Annotated in this window: 16 protein-coding genes, 1 tRNA gene and 1 pseudogene; 11 read left to right on the forward strand and 7 right to left on the reverse strand. The window is 64.6% G+C overall.

Annotated elements, in window-relative coordinates:
- From BOO71_RS21135 to BOO71_RS21150, 4 genes and pseudogenes are all read left to right on the forward strand, one after another.
- Positions 1 to 352 (forward strand): annotated as a pseudogene (locus tag BOO71_RS21135) (transposase); the annotation flags it as partial.
- Positions 353 to 462: 110 nt separating this feature from the next.
- On the forward strand, positions 463 to 1,437 hold the full coding sequence (locus tag BOO71_RS21140; protein WP_075835771.1) for a polyprenyl synthetase family protein: 975 nt from the start codon (positions 463 to 465) through the stop codon (positions 1,435 to 1,437).
- A gap of 373 nt (positions 1,438 to 1,810) precedes the next feature.
- Positions 1,811 to 3,055: a Glu/Leu/Phe/Val family dehydrogenase gene (locus BOO71_RS21145; protein WP_075835774.1), complete on the forward strand. Its 1,245-nt coding sequence runs from the start codon at positions 1,811 to 1,813 to the stop codon at positions 3,053 to 3,055.
- Between the two features lie 114 nt (positions 3,056 to 3,169).
- Positions 3,170 to 4,492, forward strand: coding sequence for a Glu/Leu/Phe/Val family dehydrogenase (locus tag BOO71_RS21150; RefSeq protein WP_075835776.1), 1,323 nt, complete (start codon positions 3,170 to 3,172; stop codon positions 4,490 to 4,492).
- 591 nt (positions 4,493 to 5,083) lie between these two features.
- Here BOO71_RS21150 and BOO71_RS21155 read toward each other — a convergent pair.
- The gene (locus BOO71_RS21155; RefSeq protein ID WP_075835778.1) at positions 5,084 to 5,884 is read right to left on the reverse strand and encodes a helix-turn-helix transcriptional regulator; all 801 of its coding nucleotides are present in this window, start codon (positions 5,882 to 5,884) and stop codon (positions 5,084 to 5,086) included.
- Between the two features lie 264 nt (positions 5,885 to 6,148).
- On the opposite strand from BOO71_RS21155, the gene BOO71_RS21160 reads away from it, so the two are divergent.
- A complete protein-coding gene (locus tag BOO71_RS21160; protein WP_075835780.1) occupies positions 6,149 to 7,054 on the forward strand; it encodes an alpha/beta hydrolase in 906 nt (301 codons plus the stop codon).
- 168 nt (positions 7,055 to 7,222) lie between these two features.
- Here the strand turns inward: BOO71_RS21160 and treS are convergent, their stop codons facing one another.
- Both treS and BOO71_RS21170 read right to left on the reverse strand, forming a co-directional pair.
- Complete coding sequence (gene treS / locus BOO71_RS21165) at positions 7,223 to 8,881, reverse strand: maltose alpha-D-glucosyltransferase (protein WP_075835782.1); 1,659 nt, start codon at positions 8,879 to 8,881, stop codon at positions 7,223 to 7,225.
- 159 nt (positions 8,882 to 9,040) lie between these two features.
- Positions 9,041 to 9,114 (reverse strand) — tRNA-Gln (locus BOO71_RS21170).
- Positions 9,115 to 9,439: 325 nt separating this feature from the next.
- On the opposite strand from BOO71_RS21170, the gene BOO71_RS21175 reads away from it, so the two are divergent.
- A complete protein-coding gene (locus tag BOO71_RS21175; protein ID WP_075835784.1) occupies positions 9,440 to 11,398 on the forward strand; it encodes a 30S ribosomal protein S1 in 1,959 nt (652 codons plus the stop codon).
- Positions 11,399 to 11,871: 473 nt separating this feature from the next.
- Positions 11,872 to 12,474: a TetR/AcrR family transcriptional regulator gene (locus BOO71_RS21180; RefSeq protein WP_439823036.1), complete on the forward strand. Its 603-nt coding sequence runs from the start codon at positions 11,872 to 11,874 to the stop codon at positions 12,472 to 12,474.
- Positions 12,475 to 12,490: 16 nt separating this feature from the next.
- On the opposite strand, the gene BOO71_RS21185 is transcribed toward BOO71_RS21180, so the two are convergent.
- Positions 12,491 to 13,486: a DMT family transporter gene (locus tag BOO71_RS21185; protein ID WP_075835788.1), complete on the reverse strand. Its 996-nt coding sequence runs from the start codon at positions 13,484 to 13,486 to the stop codon at positions 12,491 to 12,493.
- Between the two features lie 97 nt (positions 13,487 to 13,583).
- On the reverse strand, positions 13,584 to 14,858 hold the full coding sequence (locus tag BOO71_RS21190; protein ID WP_075835790.1) for a S41 family peptidase: 1,275 nt from the start codon (positions 14,856 to 14,858) through the stop codon (positions 13,584 to 13,586).
- Positions 14,859 to 15,343: 485 nt separating this feature from the next.
- Here BOO71_RS21190 and BOO71_RS21195 point away from each other — a divergent pair, with 485 nt between their 5' ends.
- Together BOO71_RS21195 and BOO71_RS21200 are read left to right on the forward strand one after the other, a co-directional pair.
- A complete protein-coding gene (locus BOO71_RS21195; protein ID WP_217694925.1) occupies positions 15,344 to 15,718 on the forward strand; it encodes a type II toxin-antitoxin system RelE/ParE family toxin in 375 nt (124 codons plus the stop codon).
- The gene (locus tag BOO71_RS21200; protein WP_217694926.1) at positions 15,715 to 16,017 is read left to right on the forward strand and encodes a helix-turn-helix domain-containing protein; all 303 of its coding nucleotides are present in this window, start codon (positions 15,715 to 15,717) and stop codon (positions 16,015 to 16,017) included. The genes BOO71_RS21195 and BOO71_RS21200 overlap by 4 nt, the downstream gene beginning before the upstream one ends.
- Positions 16,018 to 16,296: 279 nt before the next feature.
- On the opposite strand, the gene BOO71_RS21205 is transcribed toward BOO71_RS21200, so the two are convergent.
- A complete protein-coding gene (locus BOO71_RS21205; protein ID WP_254843242.1) occupies positions 16,297 to 19,233 on the reverse strand; it encodes a hypothetical protein in 2,937 nt (978 codons plus the stop codon).
- Between the two features lie 150 nt (positions 19,234 to 19,383).
- On the opposite strand from BOO71_RS21205, the gene BOO71_RS21210 reads away from it, so the two are divergent.
- Both BOO71_RS21210 and BOO71_RS21215 read left to right on the forward strand, forming a co-directional pair.
- The gene (locus BOO71_RS21210; protein ID WP_075835792.1) at positions 19,384 to 20,088 is read left to right on the forward strand and encodes a hypothetical protein; all 705 of its coding nucleotides are present in this window, start codon (positions 19,384 to 19,386) and stop codon (positions 20,086 to 20,088) included.
- 306 nt (positions 20,089 to 20,394) lie between these two features.
- A complete protein-coding gene (locus BOO71_RS21215; RefSeq protein ID WP_075835795.1) occupies positions 20,395 to 21,300 on the forward strand; it encodes a PhzF family phenazine biosynthesis isomerase in 906 nt (301 codons plus the stop codon).
- 117 nt (positions 21,301 to 21,417) lie between these two features.
- Here BOO71_RS21215 and aceA read toward each other — a convergent pair whose 3' ends face one another.
- Entirely contained in the window at positions 21,418 to 22,743 is a 1,326-nt protein-coding gene (aceA, locus tag BOO71_RS21220; RefSeq protein ID WP_075835798.1) for an isocitrate lyase, read from the reverse strand.
- Positions 22,744 to 22,982: the final 239 nt, after the last annotated feature.

Here is a 22,982-nt window from a genome sequence, read left to right on the forward strand (position 1 = left end):
CATCGTGGACGATCATGCCATGATCGTCCGTTTCGGCATTGCCGCAGGCAATGAGAGTGATCCCCCACTCGCCCGTGCGCTCCTCGACGAAGGCGAGGGAGCTTTGGTGCTGGGAGACCGTGGGTATCAGGGCTGCGGCGTGTACGCGCAGCCCAAATCGAATACGAAACATCCTCGGCCCTGGTGGGGTGCGATGGTGGGCGTCAGAAAGATTGTCGAAACCGTTTTTTCTCGGCTAGACCGATCTTTTCACCTGATGCTTCCCCAGCTCAATTCATTCAGGTCGGTCCGCGCCCACGTCTGCCGGAAGATTGCGGCTCATAATTTGGCACTGTTTTTCGATGGCCTCTAACCCCTAGCACCCGAAGTTTAGAGACAGAAAGTGCGCAGGGTAGGTCTGGACCATCCACCCTGCGCCTTCCGGTACGTTTTGTCCCCCCGCACGCTCATATACTGTGGGCCATGACCGGCGTGCTGGCCCTGAGCGTTCCCGATGCGACTTTCGAGACGCGTCTGAAAGCGGTGCTGCGTTCGCGCGTGGAATTTATCGAGTTGATCGGTGACGATCTGGTGGCGGCGGGGGGCAAGCGCATCCGGCCCCTGCTGGCGCTGCTGTCGGCGCAGATGCTGGGGGCCTCGCCCACCCGCCCCGGCTGGGACGCCGTGCTGGATCTGGCGGTGTGCGTGGAACTGCTGCATTCAGCTTCCCTGCTGCACGACGATCTGATCGACGACGCCGACACCCGTCGCGGGCAGCAGTCGGCCTTCCGGCGCTTCGGCAACGTGGTCAGCGTGATGAGCGGCGATTTCATGCTGGCGCGGCTGCTGACGCTGCTCTCGGGCATGAGCGGTGGCCCGGCCCTGACCCGCGCGTTCGGCGAGACGGCGGGGGTGATCTGCGAGGGCGAGGTGCTGCAATTTCAGGTGGCGGCGTATCAGGAATACGATTTGCAGAACTACCTGACCGTGATCCACGGCAAGACGGCGGCCCTGACCGAACTGGCCGCCAGCGCCCCGGCCACATTGCTGGGCGTGGGTGCGGGCGCGCACGAGGCGCTGAGCATCTTCGGGCGCGAGTACGGGCTGGCCTTCCAGATGCAGGACGATCTGCTGGACCTCGCTGGGACCGAGGAGATCATCGGCAAACCGGTGGGCGGAGACTTGCGCGAGGGCAAGGCCACCTACCCGTCCCTGCTGCTGCTGGACGGGCCGCACGGGGCCGAGGTGCGCCGCATCCTGGAACGCCGCGCCGCGCGGGACGGCGACGTGGACCGCGTGCGTGATTTGGCACTGGAGACGGGCGCATTCGAGCGCACCCGTGAGGAAATCCGCCGCCGCGCCGCGCTGGCCGTGGACGCCCTGCAAGCCTTTCCGGCATCAGAGGCGCGGCATGCACTGGAAGATCTAGCCCGCCGCGAGATCGAGCGGGCGCGCTGAACCTTCATCTCCACTCTTAAGAGGCTGTCCCTTCTAACAGGACAGCCTCTGCACGTATACCTCGCATTTGCCAGGTGTGTCAGTGGGGAAGCCCGTTTCCCAAAGGTTGGAACCGGTTCCCCACCTATGGGCATCCCGGCCTCATCCTTTCGGCTTGACGCTCAAGCTGGGCGAGGTTAGAACTGAGGGGCACGACAAAGCATTTTTAAGGCCGGAACCGTCCGGCGACGGCTGACAGACAGCGGGCACAAGCAGTGTACAGATGGGCGCAGTTGTCTATGCGTGTATGCTGCGAACACACCTTTCATGCCTCCACCCACCGCCACTTTCCACAGCACCTTTTCGAGCTGATTCAAGCGAAGGAGAACCCCACATGCGGGCATCAGGACTCAACTGGCAGGGCCTCATGGAACAGCTTCAGCAGGCGCTGCCCCACTGCGACATCACCGCTCAGTCGCTGGCTTATTTCAAATATCCCAAGCGCACCGTGAGCATGAACCTGCCGGTGCAGATGGACGACGGTTCGGTCCGGGTCTTCAAGGGCTTCCGCACCGTCCACAGCACTGCGCGCGGCCCCAGCATGGGCGGCATGCGACTCAAGGAAGGGCTAAACGCCCATGAATGCGAGGTGCTGGCCGCGATCATGACCCTCAAGGCGGCGGTGGCCGATCTGCCGCTGGGCGGCGCGAAGGGCGGCGTGGACGTGGACCCCGGCACCCTCAGCCCGCACGAGACCGAGGGGCTGGTGCGCCGTTACACCTCCGAGATCGTGGAGCTGATCGGGCCGCGCAAGGACATCCTGGCCCCCGACGTGGGCAGCGACGCGCAGATGATGGCCTGGATCATGGACACCTTCAACCAGAACACCGACACCACGGTCAACGGCATGGTGGTTGGCAAACCGCTGCCACTGGGCGGCAGTTACGCCAGCAAGGACGCGCGGGGCCGCAGCGCCGCCCTGGTCACCGCCCGCGTGTTGAAAGAGGCCGGGCGCAGTCTGAACCGCGCCCCGTGCGCCGTCTACGGCTTTGGCGACGTGGGCCGCAAGGCCGCGCAGACCCTGGCCGCCGAGGGCGCGATGGTGATCGCCGTCAGTGACCAGAGCGGCGCGACATTTGCCAGCGGCGGCCTCGATCTGGACGCCCTGTCCCAGCACCGCGAACTGTTCGGCAGCGTGCAGGGCTTTGCCACCGACATCACGGTGGAAGAACTGCTGGAGCTGGACGTGACCGTGCTGATGCTGGCCTACGACTACGGGGCCATCAACGCCAGCAACGCCCATGCGGTGCGCGCCGATTATCTGGTGGAGGCCACCAACCGCGCCGTGCTGCCCGAGGCCGAGCGCTTTCTCAAGGAGCGCGGCGTGACCGTGCTGCCCGATCTGGTGGCCAGCCTGGGCGGCGCAGTCGTCAACTATCTGGAGTGGGTGCAGGACGCCAGCAACTTCTTCTGGACCGAAGAAGAGATTGAGGAGGCCATTGACGAGCGCGTGAACGCCGCTGTGGACACCGTAATGGAGTTCATGCGGACCCGCGACATCGATCTGCGGACCGCCGCCTACGCCGTGGCCCTGAACCGCCTGCACGGCGCGACGGTGATGCGCGGGGTGTATCCATGAGGGCTGCGCCGTCTAAGAGTCTGAAAGTCTAAGGGACAACGACAGAAGACCGCGCATCCCCAATCTTTTCCCACAACCTACAACCCACATCCCACACCCCTCCGAAGGAGCCATATGACCGCCACCCAGGAACCCGAACACGTCAAACAGAAAAAATACGGCGCGCACGACATTCCCAGCTACCTCGATCCCAACCACATCGGGCCATACGAGATCTATCTGGAGCAGGTGGAGCGGGTCACGCCGTACCTGGGCAAGCTGGCGTACTGGGTGGAAACCCTCAAGCGGCCCAAACGCATTCTGGTGGTGGACGTGCCGGTCCATCTGGACGACGGCACCGTGGCGCACTTCGAGGGCTACCGCGTGCAGCACAACACCTCGCGCGGCCCGGCCAAGGGCGGCATCCGCTTTCACCAGGACGTGACCCTGAGTGAAGTGATGGCTCTGTCGGCGTGGATGACCATCAAGAACGCCGCCGTCAACCTGCCCTACGGCGGCGGCAAGGGCGGCGTGCGAATTGACCCGCGCAAGTACAGCACCGGGGAAATCGAGCGTGTGACGCGCCGGTACGCCACCGAGATCGGGCTGATCATCGGGCCGGAAAAGGACATTCCCGCCCCCGACGTGAACACCAACCCACAGACGATGGCGTGGATCATGGATACCTATTCGATGAACGTGGGGCGTACCTCCACGGGCGTCGTGACAGGCAAGCCCGTGGCCCTGGGCGGCTCGCTGGGCCGCGCGGACGCCACCGGGCGCGGCGTGTTCGTGACCGGAGCGGAGGCCCTCAAGAAACTGGGCCTGCCGCTGGAAGGCGCGCGAATTGCCATTCAGGGCTTCGGCAACGTGGGCGAGGCTGCCGCGCGCATCTTCCATGACCACGGCGCAAAGATCGTGGCCATTCAGGACGTGACCGGGACCATCCATTCCGAGGCGGGTATCGACCCTGCCGCCGCGCTGGAGCATCTGCGCCGCACGGGCAAGATCACCGAATTTCCCGGCAGCGAGGAAATTAAGAAGGACGAATTCTGGAGCGTGGACTGCGACGTGCTGATCCCCGCCGCCCTGGAAAACCAGATCACGCTGGCGAACGCGGACAAAATCAAGGCCAAACTGATCGTGGAGGGCGCGAACGGCCCCACCAACCCCGCCGCCGACGATCTGCTGACCGAAAAAGGCGTAACAATCGTGCCCGACGTGCTGGCGAACGCCGGCGGCGTCACCGTTTCCTACTTCGAGTGGGTGCAGGACTTCAGCTCGTTCTTCTGGACGGAAGAGGAGATCAACAAGCGCCTGGACCGGATCATGTCCGAGGCATTCCTAAGCCTGTGGGACGTGAAGGAGCAGCATGGCGTGACGTTGCGGACCGCCGTGTACATCGTGTCCTGCACGCGGGTGCTGGAAGCGCGGGCCTTGCGGGGACTGTACCCTTAATTTCAGACGACGGACAGCAGAAAGCAGATGGCCGGGGGAATCCTCGCCGTCTGCCTTTTTAGTTCTTTGAACAAGAGTTTCCAGGAAATCAGGAAGGGCGTCCGGGTGGGCAGCAAAGGGGGGGCGCAACGTAAAAACAACGGTCAGCACGGTAAAAATGAGTCGCCCCAGAAAACCTCGCTGCTCGCGGGATCAATTGGCTTTGGCTTGAAACCCTTTGCCTGTACACACCGCCTCTGCCGTCCAGTGGGTGGGTCTTGATCCCATCCCCGTCCGTTCTTCACCGTGTGCAGCACGGCAGATTGGACAAACACCGTCAGGACCGCACTTTTCTCCATTTTGATCCCGCTACTAGCGTCCAGCACGGCACATCTTATACGGACTCCGAATAAAAAGCGCAGACTGGCGCATCGCTGAATTCTATTCAGCCATCATTTTTCGCCACAGTGCCGCCGACAACCCGATCTCCTCACTCAGCACACCCTGTTCCACTGGTGGCCTCTATACGGTAATTAAACGGAATCCGTATTATGGACTGGAAACTCTTGTTTGAACACGGGGCGAACGATTCGGCCAGCTTGCCTGATCTGGTCAATCTGTGTCGTCCGAAGACAGGTGCCGAAAGCCCCGTGGCGATACGCCCACCCCATGCCGAAAAGCGCGGCTGAAAGTGAAGGCATCCCGGTAACCGAGTTGCTCGGCCACCTGGTCCACTGGCAATGAACTGAGGCGCAGGAGGCGCTGGGCTTCCAGCATCAGGCGTTCCTGAATGGCATGTTTGGCACTGTGGCCTCCGCTGTTCCGCACCTCGCGGCTGAGCTGATCCGGCGTGCAATGAAGCTGGGACGCATAGAAACCCACGTCGTGCTGGAGCCGGAAATGCTGTTCCAGCAGGGCATGAAAGCGGGCTACCCTGGAGGTTTCCCTGCCCGGCGCACCGGGCGCGAGTTCTCGCTCCAGCAGCCGGAGGGCCAGCGTCAGACTTTCCCGCAGGGCGTGGGAACGCTGCTGCGTGCTGCGGGCGTACTCGCTTCCCAGCACCTGCCACAGCAGAGGCCAGATCGCCCAGTCCACAGGTGTGTGGCACAGCGAGGGCGTGGCCCGCCACAGCCCCGGCTCCAGGCACAGCAGCGCCCCGCTGACGTTCTGGACACCATGAAATTCATGCGTCTGCCCCGCCGTGATGACATTGAGGGTCTGCGGAGCGAGTTCGGCGCACACGCCATCCACGCTGTGCTGCCCGCTGCCGCCCCCGATCCACAGCACCTCATGGTAGGCATGACGGTGGGGCCGTGCCTGCACCTCATGGCCGGAGAGGGTAAAGCCACCAAAAACTTCAAAGAAAATGTCGTGCGCTCCAGCAAAGTGTTGCAAGGTCACGGCCCCGGTCATACGGATTCCGTCTGTTCCGCCAACAAACCGGGAAAGCTCCGGTTCGTTAAATCCACGCCTGGAACCCGTCCTTCTCGCATCCGTTCGGATTTCATCGCTCTTGCAAACGATTCAATCGGAGTCCGTATCACTCGCGGATTCTGACATGTTTTGATCGGTTCTGGCGCTGGCCTCTGCTGGCAAAAGTGCCTAGCCTGTGCTGATGCAGCCTTCATACCCCACATTTTCGGCCTTTCATCCCCGTACGGATTGCACCATATGAGTATGGAGCGCGTGCTGTTTCAGAGTCAGGGCGTTCAACTCGTCGGCCATCTTCACCTTCCCGACGGCGCTGGCCCGCATTGCGCCGTGGTCATTCTGGGGCCGGTGGCTTTTGTCAAGGAACAGGCACCCACGCACTACGCCACTTATCTGGCGCGAGCGGGTTTTGCGGCATTCGTTTTTGATCCGCGTTTTCACGGCGAAAGTGCAGGACTGCCCCGCCGATACGAGAGTGGCAAGGCCAAGGTAGACGATGTGCTAGCCGCACTGGACATGCTGGCGGCGCGGCGTGACATAGATGCCCAACGCCTCTTTTTGCTGGGCGTGTGTCAGGGCGTCAACTGGACCGTGCTAGCCGCCAACCGGAACACCCACGTCAAAGCGCTGGCGCTGGTGGCCGGACATTACCTGACGCCAGACGTGGCGGCGCTGTATCTGGGCGGGCCGCACAGGGTTGAAGAGCGCATGGCCAGAGGTGCGGCGGCCCGCACGCTCTTTGAGCAAACTGGCGAGGCCGGGTACATCCCCATCGTCAACGCGCCCGACGCGCTGCTGCTGAGTCCAGCGATTGCGGCGTGGTATCTGCCCTGGGAGCATCGGGGCCGTGAAGCTGCCCTGGGGTCCAGGGGCCTGTGGGAAAATCGCCTCACGGCCATGAGCGAGGAGCTGATCTGGGGCCACGATGTACGGCCTGACGCGGCCAAGCTCAGTTTGCCCACGCTGATGGTTCACGCGGACGGTGCAGCCAGCGGCCCCCAGATTCCACGTACGATTTTTGAGAGTATGTCCAGCCAGGCTAAAAAACTCGTCTGGCTGGGAGAGCAGGTGCAGTTTCAGTTCTACGATGATCCAGTGACGGTTGCCGCCGCCAGCGATGAGATTGCGGCGTGGTTCAGGGCGCAGACATGACCGTGTTCTCCACGCGCTGAGCTAAAGCTGAACCTGGACGCCAGTGGTCAGACGAATATGGCGCTGGTGGCTGTGGGCAAAGGACTGGGCGAAATCCTTCACCTCTGCCCTTCCCAGATGGACCCTACTTGCCCCAAGCTTCCACGTCGTTAGAGCTTCAGACCGTTCTCAGTTCAGCCGCAGCCAGTAATAATCGTGACGGCCCATGATGATGGTGTAGGGTCCCTCGATCACCGGCGGGAAGGGACTCGCGCCGGACAGCGTCACGGGCGTGCGGCCCACGTACTCGCTCAGGTCAAGGGTGGTGGCCTGGGCATTGGCCCCGAAGTTGCACACGATCAACAGGGTTTCGTTGTCGTGACTGCGGGTGAAAGCCAGCACGGAGTTGTTGTCGGTGTCCACGAATTTCAGATCGCCGTGGGCGAAGGCCGGGTGCTGGCGGCGGGCCTCTAGCTGGCGGGAGGTCCACTGGAGCAGACTGCCCGGATCGCGTTCCTGGGATTGCACGTTGACGCGCTGGTAGCCGTAGACCGGATCGCTGATCGGCGGGAAGAAGCAATCGGACGGCCAGGCGGTGGAAAAGCCGCCGCTGATGCCCGCGTTCCACTGCATCGGGGTCCGCACGCCGTTGCGGTCTGCCAGCCCCAGATCGTCGCCCATGCCGATCTCGTCGCCGTAATACAGGATCGGACTGCCGGGCAGCGCCAGCAGCACACTGTTCAGCAGCTCGATGCGGCGGCGCTCGTTGTTCAGTAGCGGGGCCAGGCGGCGGCGGATGCCCACGTTAATTCGCATGCGGGTATCGGGCGAGTACGCCGCGTACATGAAGGCGCGCTCGTCGTCATCCACCATCTCCAGCGTCAGTTCGTCATGGTTACGCAGGAAGGTGGCCCACTGCCCGAAGGAGGGGATTTCCGGCATGCGTCCCATGATCTCGCGGATGCTGGTAGTGTCCTCTTTTTTGAGGCTCATGTACAGGCGGGGCATCACCGGGAAGTTGAAGCACATGTGAAATTCGGGGTCTTCCTCGGTGCCGAAGTACTGCGCCACGTCCTCGGGCCACTGATTGGCCTCGGCCAGCAGCAGGCGGCCAGGGTATTCGGCGTCCACCATGCGGCGCATCTTCTTGAGAATCTCGTGCGTTTCGGGCAGGTTCTCACAGTTGGTGTCCTCGCGCTCGATCAGGTACGGCACGGCGTCCACCCGGAAGCCGTCCAGACCCGTGTTGAGCCAGAAGCGCCCGGCGTCCAGAATCTCCTCGATCACCTTTGGGTTGTCGAAATTCAGGTCGGGCTGGTGCGAGAAGAAGCGGTGCCAGTAGTAGCGCCCGCAGACCTCGTCGCGCGTCCAGTTGCTGGTCTCGGTGTCGGTGAAGATGATGCGCGCCCCGGCGTACTCGGTGGCGGTGTCGCTCCAGACGTAGTAATCGTGGTACTCGTTGGGGCTGCCGTCGGGCAGGGTGGGGCCGCGCCGCGCCGCCTGGAACCAGGGATGCTCGGCGGAGGTGTGGTTGGTCACCAGATCGGCGATCACCCGCAACCCGCGCGAGTGCGCCTCGGCCAGAAAGAACTGGAAGTCCTCGATGGTCCCCAGGTCCGGGTGGATGCCGGTGTAATCGGCCACGTCGTAGCCGTCATCGCGCAACGGGCTGGGGTAAAAGGGCAGCAGCCACAGGCAATCGACGCCCAGGGTCCGCAGGTAATCCAGCTTGCCGGTCAGGCCGGGAAAGTCGCCCTTGCCGTCGCCATTGCCATCCGCGAAGGTGCGAACGGACAGCTCGTAAAAGACGGCGCTCTTGTACCACTGGGGAGGAGTCTGCTGAGTCATTGCCCACGAGTGTAAGGGAAAAGCGTTTTGGAATCGCTGCCGAAAGCATTCATGCGGAGGGGATGACGGGATTCCGGCGTGCTGGTCAGGGTCAGGAGCAACATATGGCGAGCTGACAAAGAAAAACCCCGCCGGAAGCGGGGGCCTTACAATTGATTCTGGTTGGGGCACAAGGACTCGAACCTTGATCGACAGTGTCAGAGACTGTTGTCCTGCCATTAGACGATGCCCCAGCACAAAAGCGGGAACGGCTTTCCCAGGTGGGAAGGCGTCAGGAAGTATAACGGGCAAGCCAGGAAGCGTCAAGCGCCCGGGTGCGTCCGCGTGCTGGCGGGCCGTCTTCAGCGTTCCGTCAGAAATGAATGGACCGCGTTCAGAGCGTGCTTGCTGCCCACGCGCCGACTCTGGTACACTTATAGATGTTGCCGCGCCGTAGCGCCCGTGTCTCCCCCCCGCTGAATTAAGTTTTCAGCGGAAGCAGGCCGAAGGACGCACGGCAGCAGTTTACAGAAGCTGGCTGTCAGGCGGAGTTCTGCCAGCCCAGGAGGACAGGAGTTCATGGAAGACAACACCCAGACCCCCGTGACACAAAACGGGACTCAGCCCCAGGCGGGCAATGAGACGGCCACCGACACCCAGGCAGCGAGCATGACCACTGCTGCCAGTGACGTGGAAACCACCAGCACCGAGGCCCAGACTCCCGAAGCACAGGCTCCTGAAGCGCAGGCTTCCGAAGCACAGGCTCCTGAAGTCCAGACCCCGGCACCCCAGGCCCAGGAACCTCAGGCCCCAGCCGCTCAGGCCGCCCCCCAGCAGAGCAGCGCCCCCGTTGCTCCCGAGGAACGCGAATACCCGGCCATGACCATGGAGGACATCCTCGCCAGCGAGGCGCAGGAACCCCAGAGCGTCACGCGCGGTGACATCGTGGACGGCCAGATCGTGTTCATCGGTCAGGAAGGCATCGCCGTGGACATCGGCTCGAAGGTCGAGGGCATCATTCCCCTCAACCAGCTCGGCGATGAACCGATGACGCTGGAAGAGGCCCAGGCCATGTACAAGCCCGGCGAACAGATCGAGGCGTACGTGGTGCGCGTGGACCTGTCCAACAGCCAGATCGTCCTGAGCAAGAAACGGGCCGATCAGGACAAGGGCTGGCGCGTGCTGGAAAAGATGCAGGAGGCCGACGAGGCCTTTGAAGTCCAGGTGCTGGAAAAGGTGCGCGGCGGTCTGGTGGCCCAGGTCGAGGGCATCCGTGCGTTCCTGCCCGCGAGCCAAGTCGATACCCGCCGGGTCAACGATCTGGACCCCTACGTGGAAAAGCCGCTGATGGTCAAGCTGATCGAGCTGAACCGCAAGCGCAACCGCGTGATCATCAGCCACCGCGCCATCATGGAAGCCCAGAAGGCCAAGGCCCGTGAAGAAACGGTCGGCCAGTTGGAACCCGGCGCGCAGTTCGAGGGTGAAGTGGTCGAGATCACCGATTTCGGTGTGTTTGTCAATCTCGGCGGCATCGACGGTCTGGTTCACCGCAGCGAGCTGACCTACGGGCGCTTCAATCACCCCCGCGACGTGGTCACGGTGGGCGACAAGGTCCAGGTTCAGGTCATTGACGTGGACGAGGGCCGTGAGCGCATCAACCTGTCCATGAAGTCGCTGACCCAGGATCCCTGGGAAGGTGCGATTGACCGCTACAGCGTTGGCCAGCGCGTCAAGGGCAAGATCACCAACCTCACCAACTTCGGGGCCTTCGTGGAACTGGAGTCCGGTCTGGAAGGTCTGGTCCACGTCTCTGAAATGAGCTGGACCAAGCGCGTACGTCATCCCAACGAGGTCATGAAGGAAGGCGACGAGGTTGAAGCCGTCATCCTGCGGATTGATCCCAAGGACCGCCGCATCAGCCTGGGCATTCGTCAGACCACCGACGATCCCTGGAGTGCGCTGCCTGACCGTTACCCACCCGGTACGCCGGTCAAAGGCAAGATCACCGGCATGACCGATTTCGGCGTGTTCATGGAGATCGAGGAAGGCATCGAGGGCCTGATTCACATCAGCGAACTCGATACCGCGCGCGTCAACAACCCGGCGGACCTGTTCAAGAAGGGCGACGAAATCGAAGCCATGATCCTGAACATCGATCCCGTCGAGCAGCGCGCCAGCCTGAGCCGTCGCCGCTTCCTGGGCGGAGGCGCACCCCCCGCTGCGGGCGGTGCTGGACAGCGCGATTACGTCAGCCAGGGCGGCGGCAGCCGCAGTGACCGTTACGGCGGCGCACCCGGCGGCGGACGCGGCGCTGGTGGACGTGGTGGACGTGGCGGCGGTGCCGACTACAACTACAACGCCAAGGACGCCTCTCAGGGCGGCAAGATCAGCACCAAGCTGGGCGACGTGTACGCCGATCTGTTCGCGCAGTTCGGTCTGAGCGCCGACAAGAAGGACGACGTTGCCACGACGGAAACGGCCAACGCCGAATCCGCCGATACGGCTAGCGACACCAAGACCGAGGACACCCAGGCTTAAGCCCCTGAAGTTCTGAAGTCGAATTGAGGAAGGCCCGGACGCGTTGAGTGTCCGGGCTTTCCTCTTGTAAGGATGGTCACGGCTAGGGGGTTGCCATGCCTGCTTGACCCCTCTGCTTCGCAGCTCTGCGAGTCCACCCCTTTAGGGCACCTCTCCTGAAGGCGTTTTTGGCTCCTCCCCCCTTGCGGGGGAGGCTGGGAGGGGGGAAGCGCAAACGCCGTCCCAGCGTGATTTGAGAAAAATGACTTCTTGCGAAAATCGGCGTCTCAATGACTCTGAGAGACTTGTCTGCATCACCCTGCCTCAAGGGGAGGCAAGAGGCGCGAAATTGCCCGGCCAGCAGCGCACTCCCAGCTCCTCTTGAAGCAGATTGGCTGGCCCAGCTCGGCAGGAGAGGGGTTTTCGTGGGAGCGTGCCTGACCATCTCAATCCATCAAGTCCTCTGACCCGGACTGCCGGGTATCATGCGGGGCGTGACCGTCCCACTGCCGCCCGCCGCCGCCCCCACCCCAGAAACCACCCGCACCCGGATCGGGCAGGAGGCGGCGCGGCTGTTCGTGGCAAGCGGCTACCACGGCGTCTCCATGCGCGAGGTGGCCGAGGCGGTGGGCGTGACCAAACCCGCGCTGTACCACCACTACGCCGATAAGGAATCCCTGTTCCTGGCGATGCTGGACGGCGCGCTGGCCGGGCTGGCGCGGCTGATCGAACACGCCTCGGCCCAGAGCGGCCTGTCGGCGCAACTGGACACGCTGGTCAGCGAACTGGTAGACAGCGCGCCCGAACAGCGCGTGGGCCTGCAACTGGCCTCCGAGTTGCGGCACGTCTCGCCGGAACGCCGCAAAAGCTTTGAGAACGAGTACCGCCGGGTCTGGATGGGCGGCCTGAGCGCCCTGTTCGAGGGGGCCTCGGCGCGGGGGGAACTGCGCGCGGACATGCCGCCGCAGATGCTGACGCGGGCGTTTCTGGCCCTGATCTACCCGCTGGTCACGGGAACGCCGCCCACCGATCCGCAGGGGACGGCGCGGGCACTGTTATCTGTGTATCTGGATGGGGCCAGAACGCGCCAGGGCTGAATGGTCCTTCCCAGCTTTACGGCACAGGAGGGGATTTTTCCTTGCGGCCCTGAATTCCTTCCCGTGTATCCAGCGGCTTTCTGATCCGGCCCGGTTCTGGCCAGTTGGCCAGCGTTGCCCCGATCAGGATGACGGCGGCCATGCCCCACACACTGGCAGGCAGCCGCTCGTGCAACAGCGCGGCACTGAGGATCAGGGCAATCACCGGGGCCAGCGCCTGCCACACGCTGGTGCGGGCCGCCCCCAGCACCTGCGCCCCACTGGCCCAGGCGAGATAAGCGAGGACATTGGCCCCCAGCGCACTGAAGGCAATACCCAGCCACGCTGCCACTGGCACGCCTGTCCCCTTCAGACCCGCAAATTGAAGGTGTGGCAGGGCATATAGCAGGTACGGCACGCTGCCCAGCGCCAGACTGAAGGCCACGAAGGGCAGCGTGCCCAGCCGCGCCGACAGCGGGCGGTTAAACAGCGTGTACAGCGCCCAGACCACCCCGGCGGCCAGCAGCCACAGCAATCCGGTCAGTGTGACCGACACCCCCGGCACGCGGGTCAGGGCCAGCAGGCCCAGCAGACCGGCGAAAGCCACGGCAACGCCTGCCCCCTGGCGGCGTGTGAAGCTCTGGCCCAGCAACAGGCCCAGCGGCAGCACCAGCACGGGCACCAGCCCGTTGACCAGTCCCGCCACTCCCGCCGGATTCATCTCAATTCCGGTCAGGAAGAACGCCTGGAACAGCGTATTGCCCAGCAGTCCTACCCCCGCCACCGTCAGCCAGGTCCGGGCGTCCCAGCGCGGCCAGCCGTGGGCACGCACCGCCAGCGTGACCAGCACCGTCCCAGACGTCAGCACGCGCGCGGTGTTGGTGGTCTCAGCGTTCAGGACCCCCAGCACGGCTTTCAGGGCCACCACGTTCGCGCCCCACAGAAACACGGTCAGCAGCACGCCCGCGAGGGCCAGTCGAATCTGCCGCTCGGAAGGGGGCGGGGGAAAATGAACCGTCACAGGAGCGAGCATACCCTCCATCCCCGCTCCAGCATTCCGCACGGCTCAGTCAAGAGGCAGTTCCCACTGGAGCCTTCCGGCCTTTAAATGTTCAAACTCCCAGACATCCTCACCTTGCCGCCTGCGCCGCCAGCGCTTGCAGAGCGGCCTCCAGCGTCACATCCCGGCCCTGTTCGGTTAGTGCCACGATGTCGCCGGGGGCCAGCACGTCGGGCGTGATGGTGTCAGGCAACGCCTCGCCCTTCTCGTTGAACGCACGCAGCACCGTCACCGAGACCACGCCGCCGTCGGGAAGCGGATCGAAGACCACGCCGCTGTTGCCCACACCGCGCGTCTTCTCACCCACGGCGATGGCCCCGGCCCGCTGCGCGTAGTAGGTAAAGACCTCGGCGCACGAGGCGGTATTCGGCCCCACCAGCACGGCCACTGGCCCCTTCCAGACGGCGCTGCCGGGCGGGATGGTCTTCATGTTCAGGAAATTGCCGCGTGTGCCGTTCACACCGGTAAAGCTGTACGTGGACAGCCTGCCGTTGTAGCGGGTCTGGGATTTGTACTCCACCGGGGCAAAGACACTGGCGGCGGCCACGCACTCGGTCAGGCTGCCGCCGCCGTTGTAGCGCAGGTCCACGATCAGCTCACGCGCTCCCGCCGCCTGCGCTTCCTTCAGCCGCGCCAGGAACAGTTGAGAGGCGTCGCTGGGCAGGAAAGAGGGGTACGAGATCACCGCCACCTTGCCGTCCACGCCAGTCCAGGCCAGGGTAGGTACGTCGCGCGCAAGCAGGGACTGGGTGCTGAGGCTGAGGGTCAGTTCCGAGCTGGCAGGCCGCCGGACGGTCACACGGACGGGCTGGGCCGCCCGCTCGAGCCGGATAAATTCGTTGGGGCCAATGGGGGCGTTCTCGCCGCCGCGTTTGCCTGCCGCCTCGCCATTGACGGTGGTGACCAGATCGAAGACACGCAGGCCCTCGGCCTCGGCGGGGCTACCGGGGATGATCGAGACCACCAGCAGGCCGCCCTCGGCGCGTGCCAGCCGCGCTCCGGTGCGCTGGACTGCCAGATCCTGCGTGACCTCGCGCAGCCGCTCGGCCCCCTCCGGGTCACGGACATTGGTGTGGGCGTCGCCAAATTCCTTGAACAGGTCGGTCAGGACATCACGGCCCGTATCGTAGGAACACGCCTCGCCCTGATCCGAACATCTGACGCGCAACAGGGCGTCGTACTTCTCGTTCAGTGCCCTTAAATCCGCCGTGGACCAGCCGTAATATTCGCGCGTGACCTGCTGCGTGGCCGACTGGAACAGATCGCTGGCCGGGCTGGCCCCCGCCACAGGGAGGGCGAGCAGCAACGCCGGAAACAGCGCACGCGGAAAGCGGTGAAGAGGCACACCTCAGCGTAAGCCCCCGCAGGTGGGAGGCGTGAGGGGCGCGGTTTCAATCTATGGGCAACGCGGCGCGGAAAGCCTGTGGAAGTACATTCGGCCCGCCAGGGTAATGCGCTAGCAACTTGAACTTGCCTGACCCACCTGAAGTGACGTGTCCAATGGGATGTGGGATACACCCCGAACACGATCTACAACTGGTACGGACTCCGATTAGAGGGTATTGAAAATACCTGTAATCCGAGCGGAGCGAGCAAGAGAAAAACGGGTTCCGGGCGTGGAGTGGAGGGATCGGCGCTGTTCCGATTCCTGCACGAAACAGACGGAATCCATATGACGCAAGTTCAAAGCCATGCCGGAACGACTTCAAACCCGTCAAGCTGGAACGCTCTCTACGCCCTCTGGAGCAAATGACGGGGCAGGCCGTGACCCTGTACGACATGCTTCGCAGTGACTACCATATGCACCAAAAATGGTACACTTGGAAAGATGTGACCCAGCCACCCGAAGCCGAACCGCCCCAACCCATTCTGGAGGTACGGTTTTTTCGCACCTCCGCAGGAAATGAACCCGTTCGCAACTGGCTGAGAGCGCTGACCCGTGAAGACCGCCGCGCCATCGGTGAGGACATCAAGACTGCTCAGTTCGGCTGGCCCCTCGGAATGCCCCTGATCCGCAAACTGGAAAAAGGTCTGTGGGAAGTCAGAACCATCATCGCAGATGGCATTGCCCGCGTGTTGTTCACCGTCAAGGACCAGCGGATGCACCTGCTGCACGGCTTTATCAAGAAATCCCAGAAGACCCCGAAGAATGAGCTGGACACCGCCCGCAAGCGCCTGAAACAACTGGAGGACCACCAATCATGACCACCGCAAACAAGCATATTGGGAACAAACACAGCGGCAGCAGCTTTGATGACTTTCTGGCCGAGGATGGCCTGCTGGCCGAGGTTGAGGGCGTTGCCCTCAAGCGCGTGATTGCTTTCCAACTGGAACAGGAGATGATCCGCACGGGGCTGACCAAAACCCAACTGGCAGTCAGGATGGAGACAAGCCGTTCAGCAGTGGACCGACTGCTTGACCCGGAGAATCACGCCGTCACTCTGCGTACCCTGGAACGGGCCGCAAGCGTACTGGGCAAGCGCTTACGCCTGGAACTGATCTGATACGGATTCCGTCTGTTCCGTGCAGAAATCGGGACAGCGCCGATTCCTGCACTCCACGCCCGAAACCCGTTTTTCTCCTTCTCGCTCCACTCGGATTTTCAGGTGTTTTCAACACCTTATAATCGGAGTCCGTATAACCTGAGCGCGGTGCTATAGCGGAGCTACGCTCCCAGAGAAGGCAGGAGGACCAGATAGCAAAAACAGACTGGCCGATTCTGAAAATGACCTCTGGAATGTGAAATAAAAGTTCAGCCACCCGATGCTAGGAGATGTTCGATCTCACGGGAGAGACGGCCCAGTTGGAGACTTCCACTCGCCCCCTTCCAGTAGCCACAGAGCGTCGCCAGGGCGCAGATGGGCCAGGGCATCGGCGCGCGGGCCGTGAAGACTGTGGAGCAGGGGCCACGCGTCTCCCCCAGCTTCCAGCACCCGCCCCAACGCCCGCCACACGCCCGCGCGGAAGGGGGCCAGCGCCGAGTCCGCCAACGCGGCGCGCAGCCAACGGATCGTCTGTGGGCCGTCACCGATGGTCATGGCGGCCTCAAGCGTCAGCAGTTGCGCCTGCAAGCCAGGATCGGGCTGATCGTCCAGGCCCGGTTGCACGCGGCGCAGCAGGGCGTGGGCGCGGTTCAGATCGGCCAGAGCCTCGGCAGGACGGCCTGCGCGCCACTGGACCTCGGCGCGCATGGCGCGGGCCTGGGCTTGCTCATAGGGATGGGCGGCCAGGGCCAGGGCGCGGGCCACGCAGTCCAGCGCCGCCGCCGGGTGGGGTTCGGCCAGCGCGCGGCTGAGGTGCATATCGAACAGCAGGATGCTGTCGCGGTCACTTCCGGTCGTGGCCTCTGCAATCAGGCCGTCCAGCAGCGCGCGGGCCTGCTGCAAATCAGGGTGATCCCGCAGCGGGCCGAGCAGGGGTTGCAGATATGCGCCGCCCAGCCCGCGCGTCAGGTAAGCCAGGGCCACGCGGTAGTGGGTGCGGCGCTGACGGTACTGGACCTCGGCGGGGCGGGCGCTGCGGCCTGTCAGCAGGGCCAGCGCCTGAGCCGAGGCCGCCAGGGCGTCGTTCGGGCGACCCAGCGCCAGCAACAGCGGAATCCCCTCCGAGAGCAGGCGGGCGCGGGGCACCCCATCGGCGTGGCGGCGCGGATCGGGGGGCAGCAGGGCCAGGGCGAGTTTCAGGGTGGCGTGGGCCTCCTCCACCAGCCCCAGGCGGCGCAGGGCGGTGGCGCTGCGGGCCAGCACGCGGGCGCGTTCCTCATCAGACGCCCCTGCCGCTTCCAGCCTGATCACGGCGTCGCGCAGAGCCGCCAGTGCGGCGGCGGGCTGGCCCAGGCGCAGGCGCAGATCGCCTTCCTGATAGCGGGCACGCGCGGAGAGCAGCGGGCTGGAAGGCGGCACCGAGGCCAGCGCCCCCAGCGCCTCGTCCCAGCGCCCGGCGTCCTTGGCGATCAATCCGCGCCACAGCCCCGCGCGGGGGCCGCCCACTGCCGCACGCGGGTCCATGACGGCGCGGGTGGCGGCCTCCAGATCACCTGCCCAGCGGGCCAGGGCCGCCTGCACCAGCAGCGCGTCAGCGCAGGCCGTGACCGCCCACGCGTCACGCACGGGCAGGGCGGAGGAAAGCAGGGCGGACACCTCCGGGTGGGCCAGTTGCTCTGCCGCCGCCGCCATGTTCCCGGCTTCCAGGCTGCTCTCGGCCAGCTTGACCCGCGCCCAGGCCCGCACCGGGGGGCGCGTGGCCTCCAGCAGCGTGAACAGGGCGTCGCGCAGCCCCGAATCGTGGTAATCGCCCCGGCCCGCGTGGTGGCGCACCACCGCCCCCGCCAGATCGTCGCGGGTCTCCCCCACCGCGCCGTGGCGGATGGACGGCCACAACAGCGGCAGCCAGCGGGCGTCGTCGGGTTGCGCGCGGATGTGGGCCGCCAGCGCCGCCCAGTCCTTCAGAGCGGTCAGCGCGGCCAGCCGAACGGGACGCCCCCCCTCAGCCGTCAGCGCGGCCAGTCGGCGCAGCGCCCCGGTACGGTCTTTTGCCTCCATCCCGTTCCAGGCAGCGCGCAGGGCAGGCGTGGGGGTCCAGCCCAGCGCGTCCGAACCGGCCAGCAGGGCGCGGGCATGGGGCGGCAATTGCCGGAATTCAGTGCCCAGTGCGGCCCGCAGCAGTTCGGGCGGCCAGGGCAGGGCGGGAGAATGGACTGAACTCAGATCGAGCGCCGCCGTCGCCCCGGCCAGCCGCCGGATGTCGGGGTCCGTCAGCAATTCCGGCACGTCCGCGTCCGTCTGGCCTCCGCGCAAGCGCACCAACAGGCTCAGTCGATCCAGATGACGTCCGGTCTCGGCCACCAGCGCATCAGCCTCCGCGCGGGCGATGCTCAGACGGGCCATCAGGTAGCCACGCGCTTCGGCTGGGGTGGGGGGGTGCAGGGCGATGGTCTCGGGCTGTGGCAGGCCGAGACCATCGGCAGAAACCTTCTCCAGCGCCAGCAGCACGGCCAGCTCTGGCGGCGCGGCGGCCAGCAGGTGTTCGGCGGCCCAGCGTGCCGGGGAAATCACCGAACCGTCGGCGCTGCGGGGCGGGCCACCCGCAAAACCCAGATCATCGGTCACGCGCACCAGCAGCGTGCCGGACGCCGGAAGCTGACGGCGCGCGGCCTCCATCTGCGCCGCCGCGAGCTGCGCGTAGGCTGTGCCGGGCGCGGCTTCCAATCCCAGCAATTCGCCGACCTCGCCCGACAGAAACAGCCGCTTGACCGGAAGTCCGGCCTCGCGCAACGCCGCGTCCAGGCTGTCCAGCAGCACGGTCTTGCCTGCCCCCGCCCGGCCCGTCACGATCAGCCGGGGCGCGCGGCCTGCCCGCACTCCGGCCAGGAATTGGCGGTAGGCCCGCTTCTTGCTGCGGCCCAGCAGTTCCAGTTCGGCGGGCGGAGGGGAAGATGAGGAGACCAGCGACGTTTCGGGCAACGGACGGCCCGCCTCAACCGCCAGCTCAGTCAGGATGACACGCAGGATTTCTCGGTCCGCCACCGTACCGATGTCGCGGTAGATGATGTTCCGCACCGCCGCGCCCCCGGCACCACGCGCCCGCATCTCGGTTTCCAGCCAGCGCAGACTGCCGCGCCGGACCGCCATACCCCCGCCGCCAGCTTGCGGGGGCAGGTGGGCGCGCAGGTCAGCCAGCACCGCCTTGTAATCCAAGATGGTTCCCAGGGTAGCACCCACGGGCGCAAAATAGACCCGGTGCAGAAAAGGGCCAGGGCAACGTTCCTGACGCACGGATAAGCAACCCCGCACGCGGCTGTGTATACTCGGCACAGCCTTCAATCCAATCCTCTTTCCGGCCATCTTCATGGCCCCTTCTGGAGAACCCCTATGCGTAAACCCATGCTGACCCTCGCCCTGACCGCCGCCCTCGTGGCCACCGCCGCCTCTGCCCAGAGCCAGGGAGCCGCCCAGGCCCTCTACGATTCGGGCAAATGGCAGGAAGCCGCCGCCTCTGCCGCCGCCCTGAACACCAGCGCGGGCCTGGCCCTGGCCGCCGAGGCCACCACCGCCGGGGCCAGCATGGTGCCCGACGCCCAGAAAAAAGCCCTGTTCCAGAAGGCGCAGGACTACGCCAGCAGTGCGATTGCCAAAGACAAGAACAACGCCGACGCCTACTTCGAGCTGGCCCGCGCACAGGGCCGTCTGGCGCAGTTCTCGGGCATCCTGCAAAGCCTGGGGCTGGCCGGGGACATGAAGAAGAATCTGGATCAGGCCATCAAGCTCAATCCCAATCTGGCCGGGGCCTACGTGGCGCTGGGACTGTGGAACTCCAATCTGGACGAGAAGGGCTTCATCGCCCGCCGCGCCACCGGGGCCGACAAGAACCAGATTGCCCCCAACTTCGAGAAAGCGTTCGCGCTGGAGCCGAACGTGGCCGTCCATCACATCGAATATGCCAACGCCCTGATCCTTCAGAAGAAAAAGGCCGAAGCCGCCGCCGAATTACAGAAGGCCATCGCCATGCCCGCCGACACCTTCTGGCAAAAGCGCGATCTGGACGCGGCGAAGAAGACGCTGGCCAGCCTGAAGTAAAGGCCGGAGCAAGGGGGTGCGGCGCGCGGTGGGAGAAACTTCCCAGGCGTGCCGCGCCTTTTTGTGACCCGGTGATACGGACTCCGATTGAAAGGTGTCGAAGACACCTGGAAATCCGAACGGAGTGAGTGGGAAAAAAACGGGTTCCGGGCATGGAGTGTGGGAATCGGCGTTGTCCCGATTCCTGCACGAAATAGACGGAATCCGTATGAGACGCAGAACAGAGCCTCCCCAAACTTTCCAGGACCTGAGCCATTTGGCACCTATCTCCCTCTTTTCGTAGCCAGGCACGCTAAATTGATGCCCATGATCGCCTACAGCGAGGTCAGCGCCTTTACCAGCACGCCGGGCCAGGGCAACCGCGCGGGCGTGGTGCTGGACGCCGCCGGGCTGAGCGAGAGCGAAATGCGCGAACTGGCCGCCTTCCTGGGTGCGCCCGAAACCGTCTTTGTCACGCGCATGTCTGTGACCCACACGGGCCGCTCTGCCGTGCAGGTGCGCTACTTCACGCCCACGCAGGAGGTGGAGTTCTGCGGCCACGCCACGCTGGCGCTGGGGCTGATGCTGGCCCAGGCCGGACACTGGCGCGGCGGGGCGCTGGAACTGGAAACCCTGGCAGGCCGCGTGCCCCTGCAACTGCTCAGCGAGGCGGGCGTGCCCCATCAGGTCTGGATGCGCCAGCAACAACATGAAATTCGCCCTGTGCCCACCCGCCTGCGCGTCGAACTGGCCGAGGCGCTGGGCATCGACGCCCGCATGATCCACAGAGGACTGCCGCTGGCCGCCGCCAGCACGGGCCTGTGGAGCGTTTTTGTGCCGCTGCTGGACCCGGTGATTCTGGACGCCCTGGAACCCGATCTGGAGCGAATTGCGCTGCTCAGCGGGGCGCTGGACGTGGGCAGCGTCTACGCCTACGCGCCGATGGGCGTCAACCGTTTCGCGGCGCGCGACTTTGCCCCGGCGCTGGGCATTCCCGAGGACCCCGTGACTGGCAGCGCAGGCGGCGCGCTGATGGCCCTGCTGGCACACGGGGGCCGCCTGCCGGTGCGCGCCGGGCGGGCCTGCGGCGTCATCTACCAGGGCCACGCACTGGGCACCCCCGGAGAGGTAGAGGTGGAGGTGGAAATGCGCGGCGACGCAGTGGTGGCCGTCCACGTCGGTGGCTGCGCGGTGCTGGAACGCGAAGGCGTGTGGAAAAGAGAGGGGAGTTAGGAAACGGTTTCTTGCTGTCAGAGCTACTTCTTTTCATTTTCAAGCACCACAGTTGAAGCACAACAAAGAGGGGGAGCCAGAATTCTGACTCCCCCTTTCGATCACAACTGCTGAAGTTCAGTCGTGCGCGCCCGCCAGCTCACGCACCCCGAACTGCTGGGCCTCGGTGCTTCCGGCCAGGGCATTGGTGCTGCTCTGGCCCCCGGCAGCAGCGTTGGAGACGGCATCGAAATACCCTGTGCCCACCTCGCGCTGATGCTTGACTGCCGTGAAGCCGCGTTCCTGGGCCGCGAATTCCTTTTCCTGCAACTCCACGAAGCTGACCATCTGGTTGCGGGCGTAACCGTGCGCCAGCTCGAACATGGCGTGGTTCAGGCTGTGGAACCCCGCCAGCGTGATGAACTGGAATTTGTAGCCCATCTTGCCCAACTCGACCTGGAATTTGACAATCGTCTCGTCGTCCAGATTCTTCTTCCAGTTGAAGCTAGGCGAGCAGTTGTAGGCCAGCAGCTTGCCGGGGAACTCGGCGTGGATGGCCTCGGCGAACTTACGGGCGTCCTCCAGATTCGGCACGGACGTCTCGCACCAGATCACGTCGGCGTAGGGAGCGTAGGCCAGGGCGCGGGAGATAGCCTGCTCGATGCCGGGTTTGACGAAGTAGAAGCCCTCGGGGGTGCGCTCGCCCGTGCAGAAGGGCCTGTCATTTTCATCGATATCGCTGGTCAGCAGGTTGGCGGCGTCGGCGTCGGTGCGGGCGATCAGGACGGTGGGAACGCCGCTCACATCGGCAGCCAGTCGCGCAGCATTCAGCGTGCGGATGAACTGCGACGTGGGCACCAGCACCTTGCCGCCCAGGTGACCGCACTTCTTCTCGGAGGCCAGTTGATCCTCAAAATGCACCCCTGCCGCCCCGGCCTCGATCATGGCCTTCATCAGCTCGAAGGCGTTCAGCGGGCCACCGAATCCAGCCTCGGCATCAGCCACGATGGGCGCGAAGTAGTCGATGTCGTCCCGCCCCTCGCTGGTCTGAATCTGATCGGCGCGGCGCAGGGTGTTATTGATGCGCTTGACCACGTCCGGCACGCTACTGGCGGGGTACAGGCTCTGATCGGGGTACATCTGCCCGGCGTTGTTGGCGTCCCCGGCCACCTGCCAGCCGCTCAGGTAAATGGCCTTGAGGCCCGCCTTGACCTGTTGCATGGCCTGATTGCCCGTCAATGCGCCCAGCGCGTTCACGAACGGTTCGTCCTTCATCAGCTTCCACAGCTTGTTTGCACCGTGACGGGCCAGCGTGTGTTCGATGGGCAGGCTGCCACGCAGCTTCACGACTTCCCCGGCCCCGTAATTGCGCTTGATGCCCTTCCAGCGTTCCTCGGTCTGCCAGGTTTTCTCCAGAATCTCGGCGGGCGTGCGCGGGCTGTGGGTCTGCTGGGACTGGGTCATGTCGGTTCTCCTGAAGGGTATGGAAGGCGGTCCCCGTCCCGTCTGGGAGAGGTGGCTGGGTGGGAAGAATGTGTTTCCCGGTGGTGCTGTGGAGACAGTGTGCGGGAGTCAGGCACGCTGGAGAGGCGGTTTACCTGTGGCCGGGTGAGGTAAACCACCCTGGCAGGTAAACCACCTGATTTGACGCCCATTCAGAACCTAGTTATACGGATTCCGTTTGTTTCGTGCAGGAATCGGGA

Origin of the sequence: Deinococcus marmoris (assembly GCF_001949125.1) — a bacterium.
Lineage (GTDB): Bacteria > Deinococcota > Deinococci > Deinococcales > Deinococcaceae > Deinococcus > Deinococcus marmoris_A.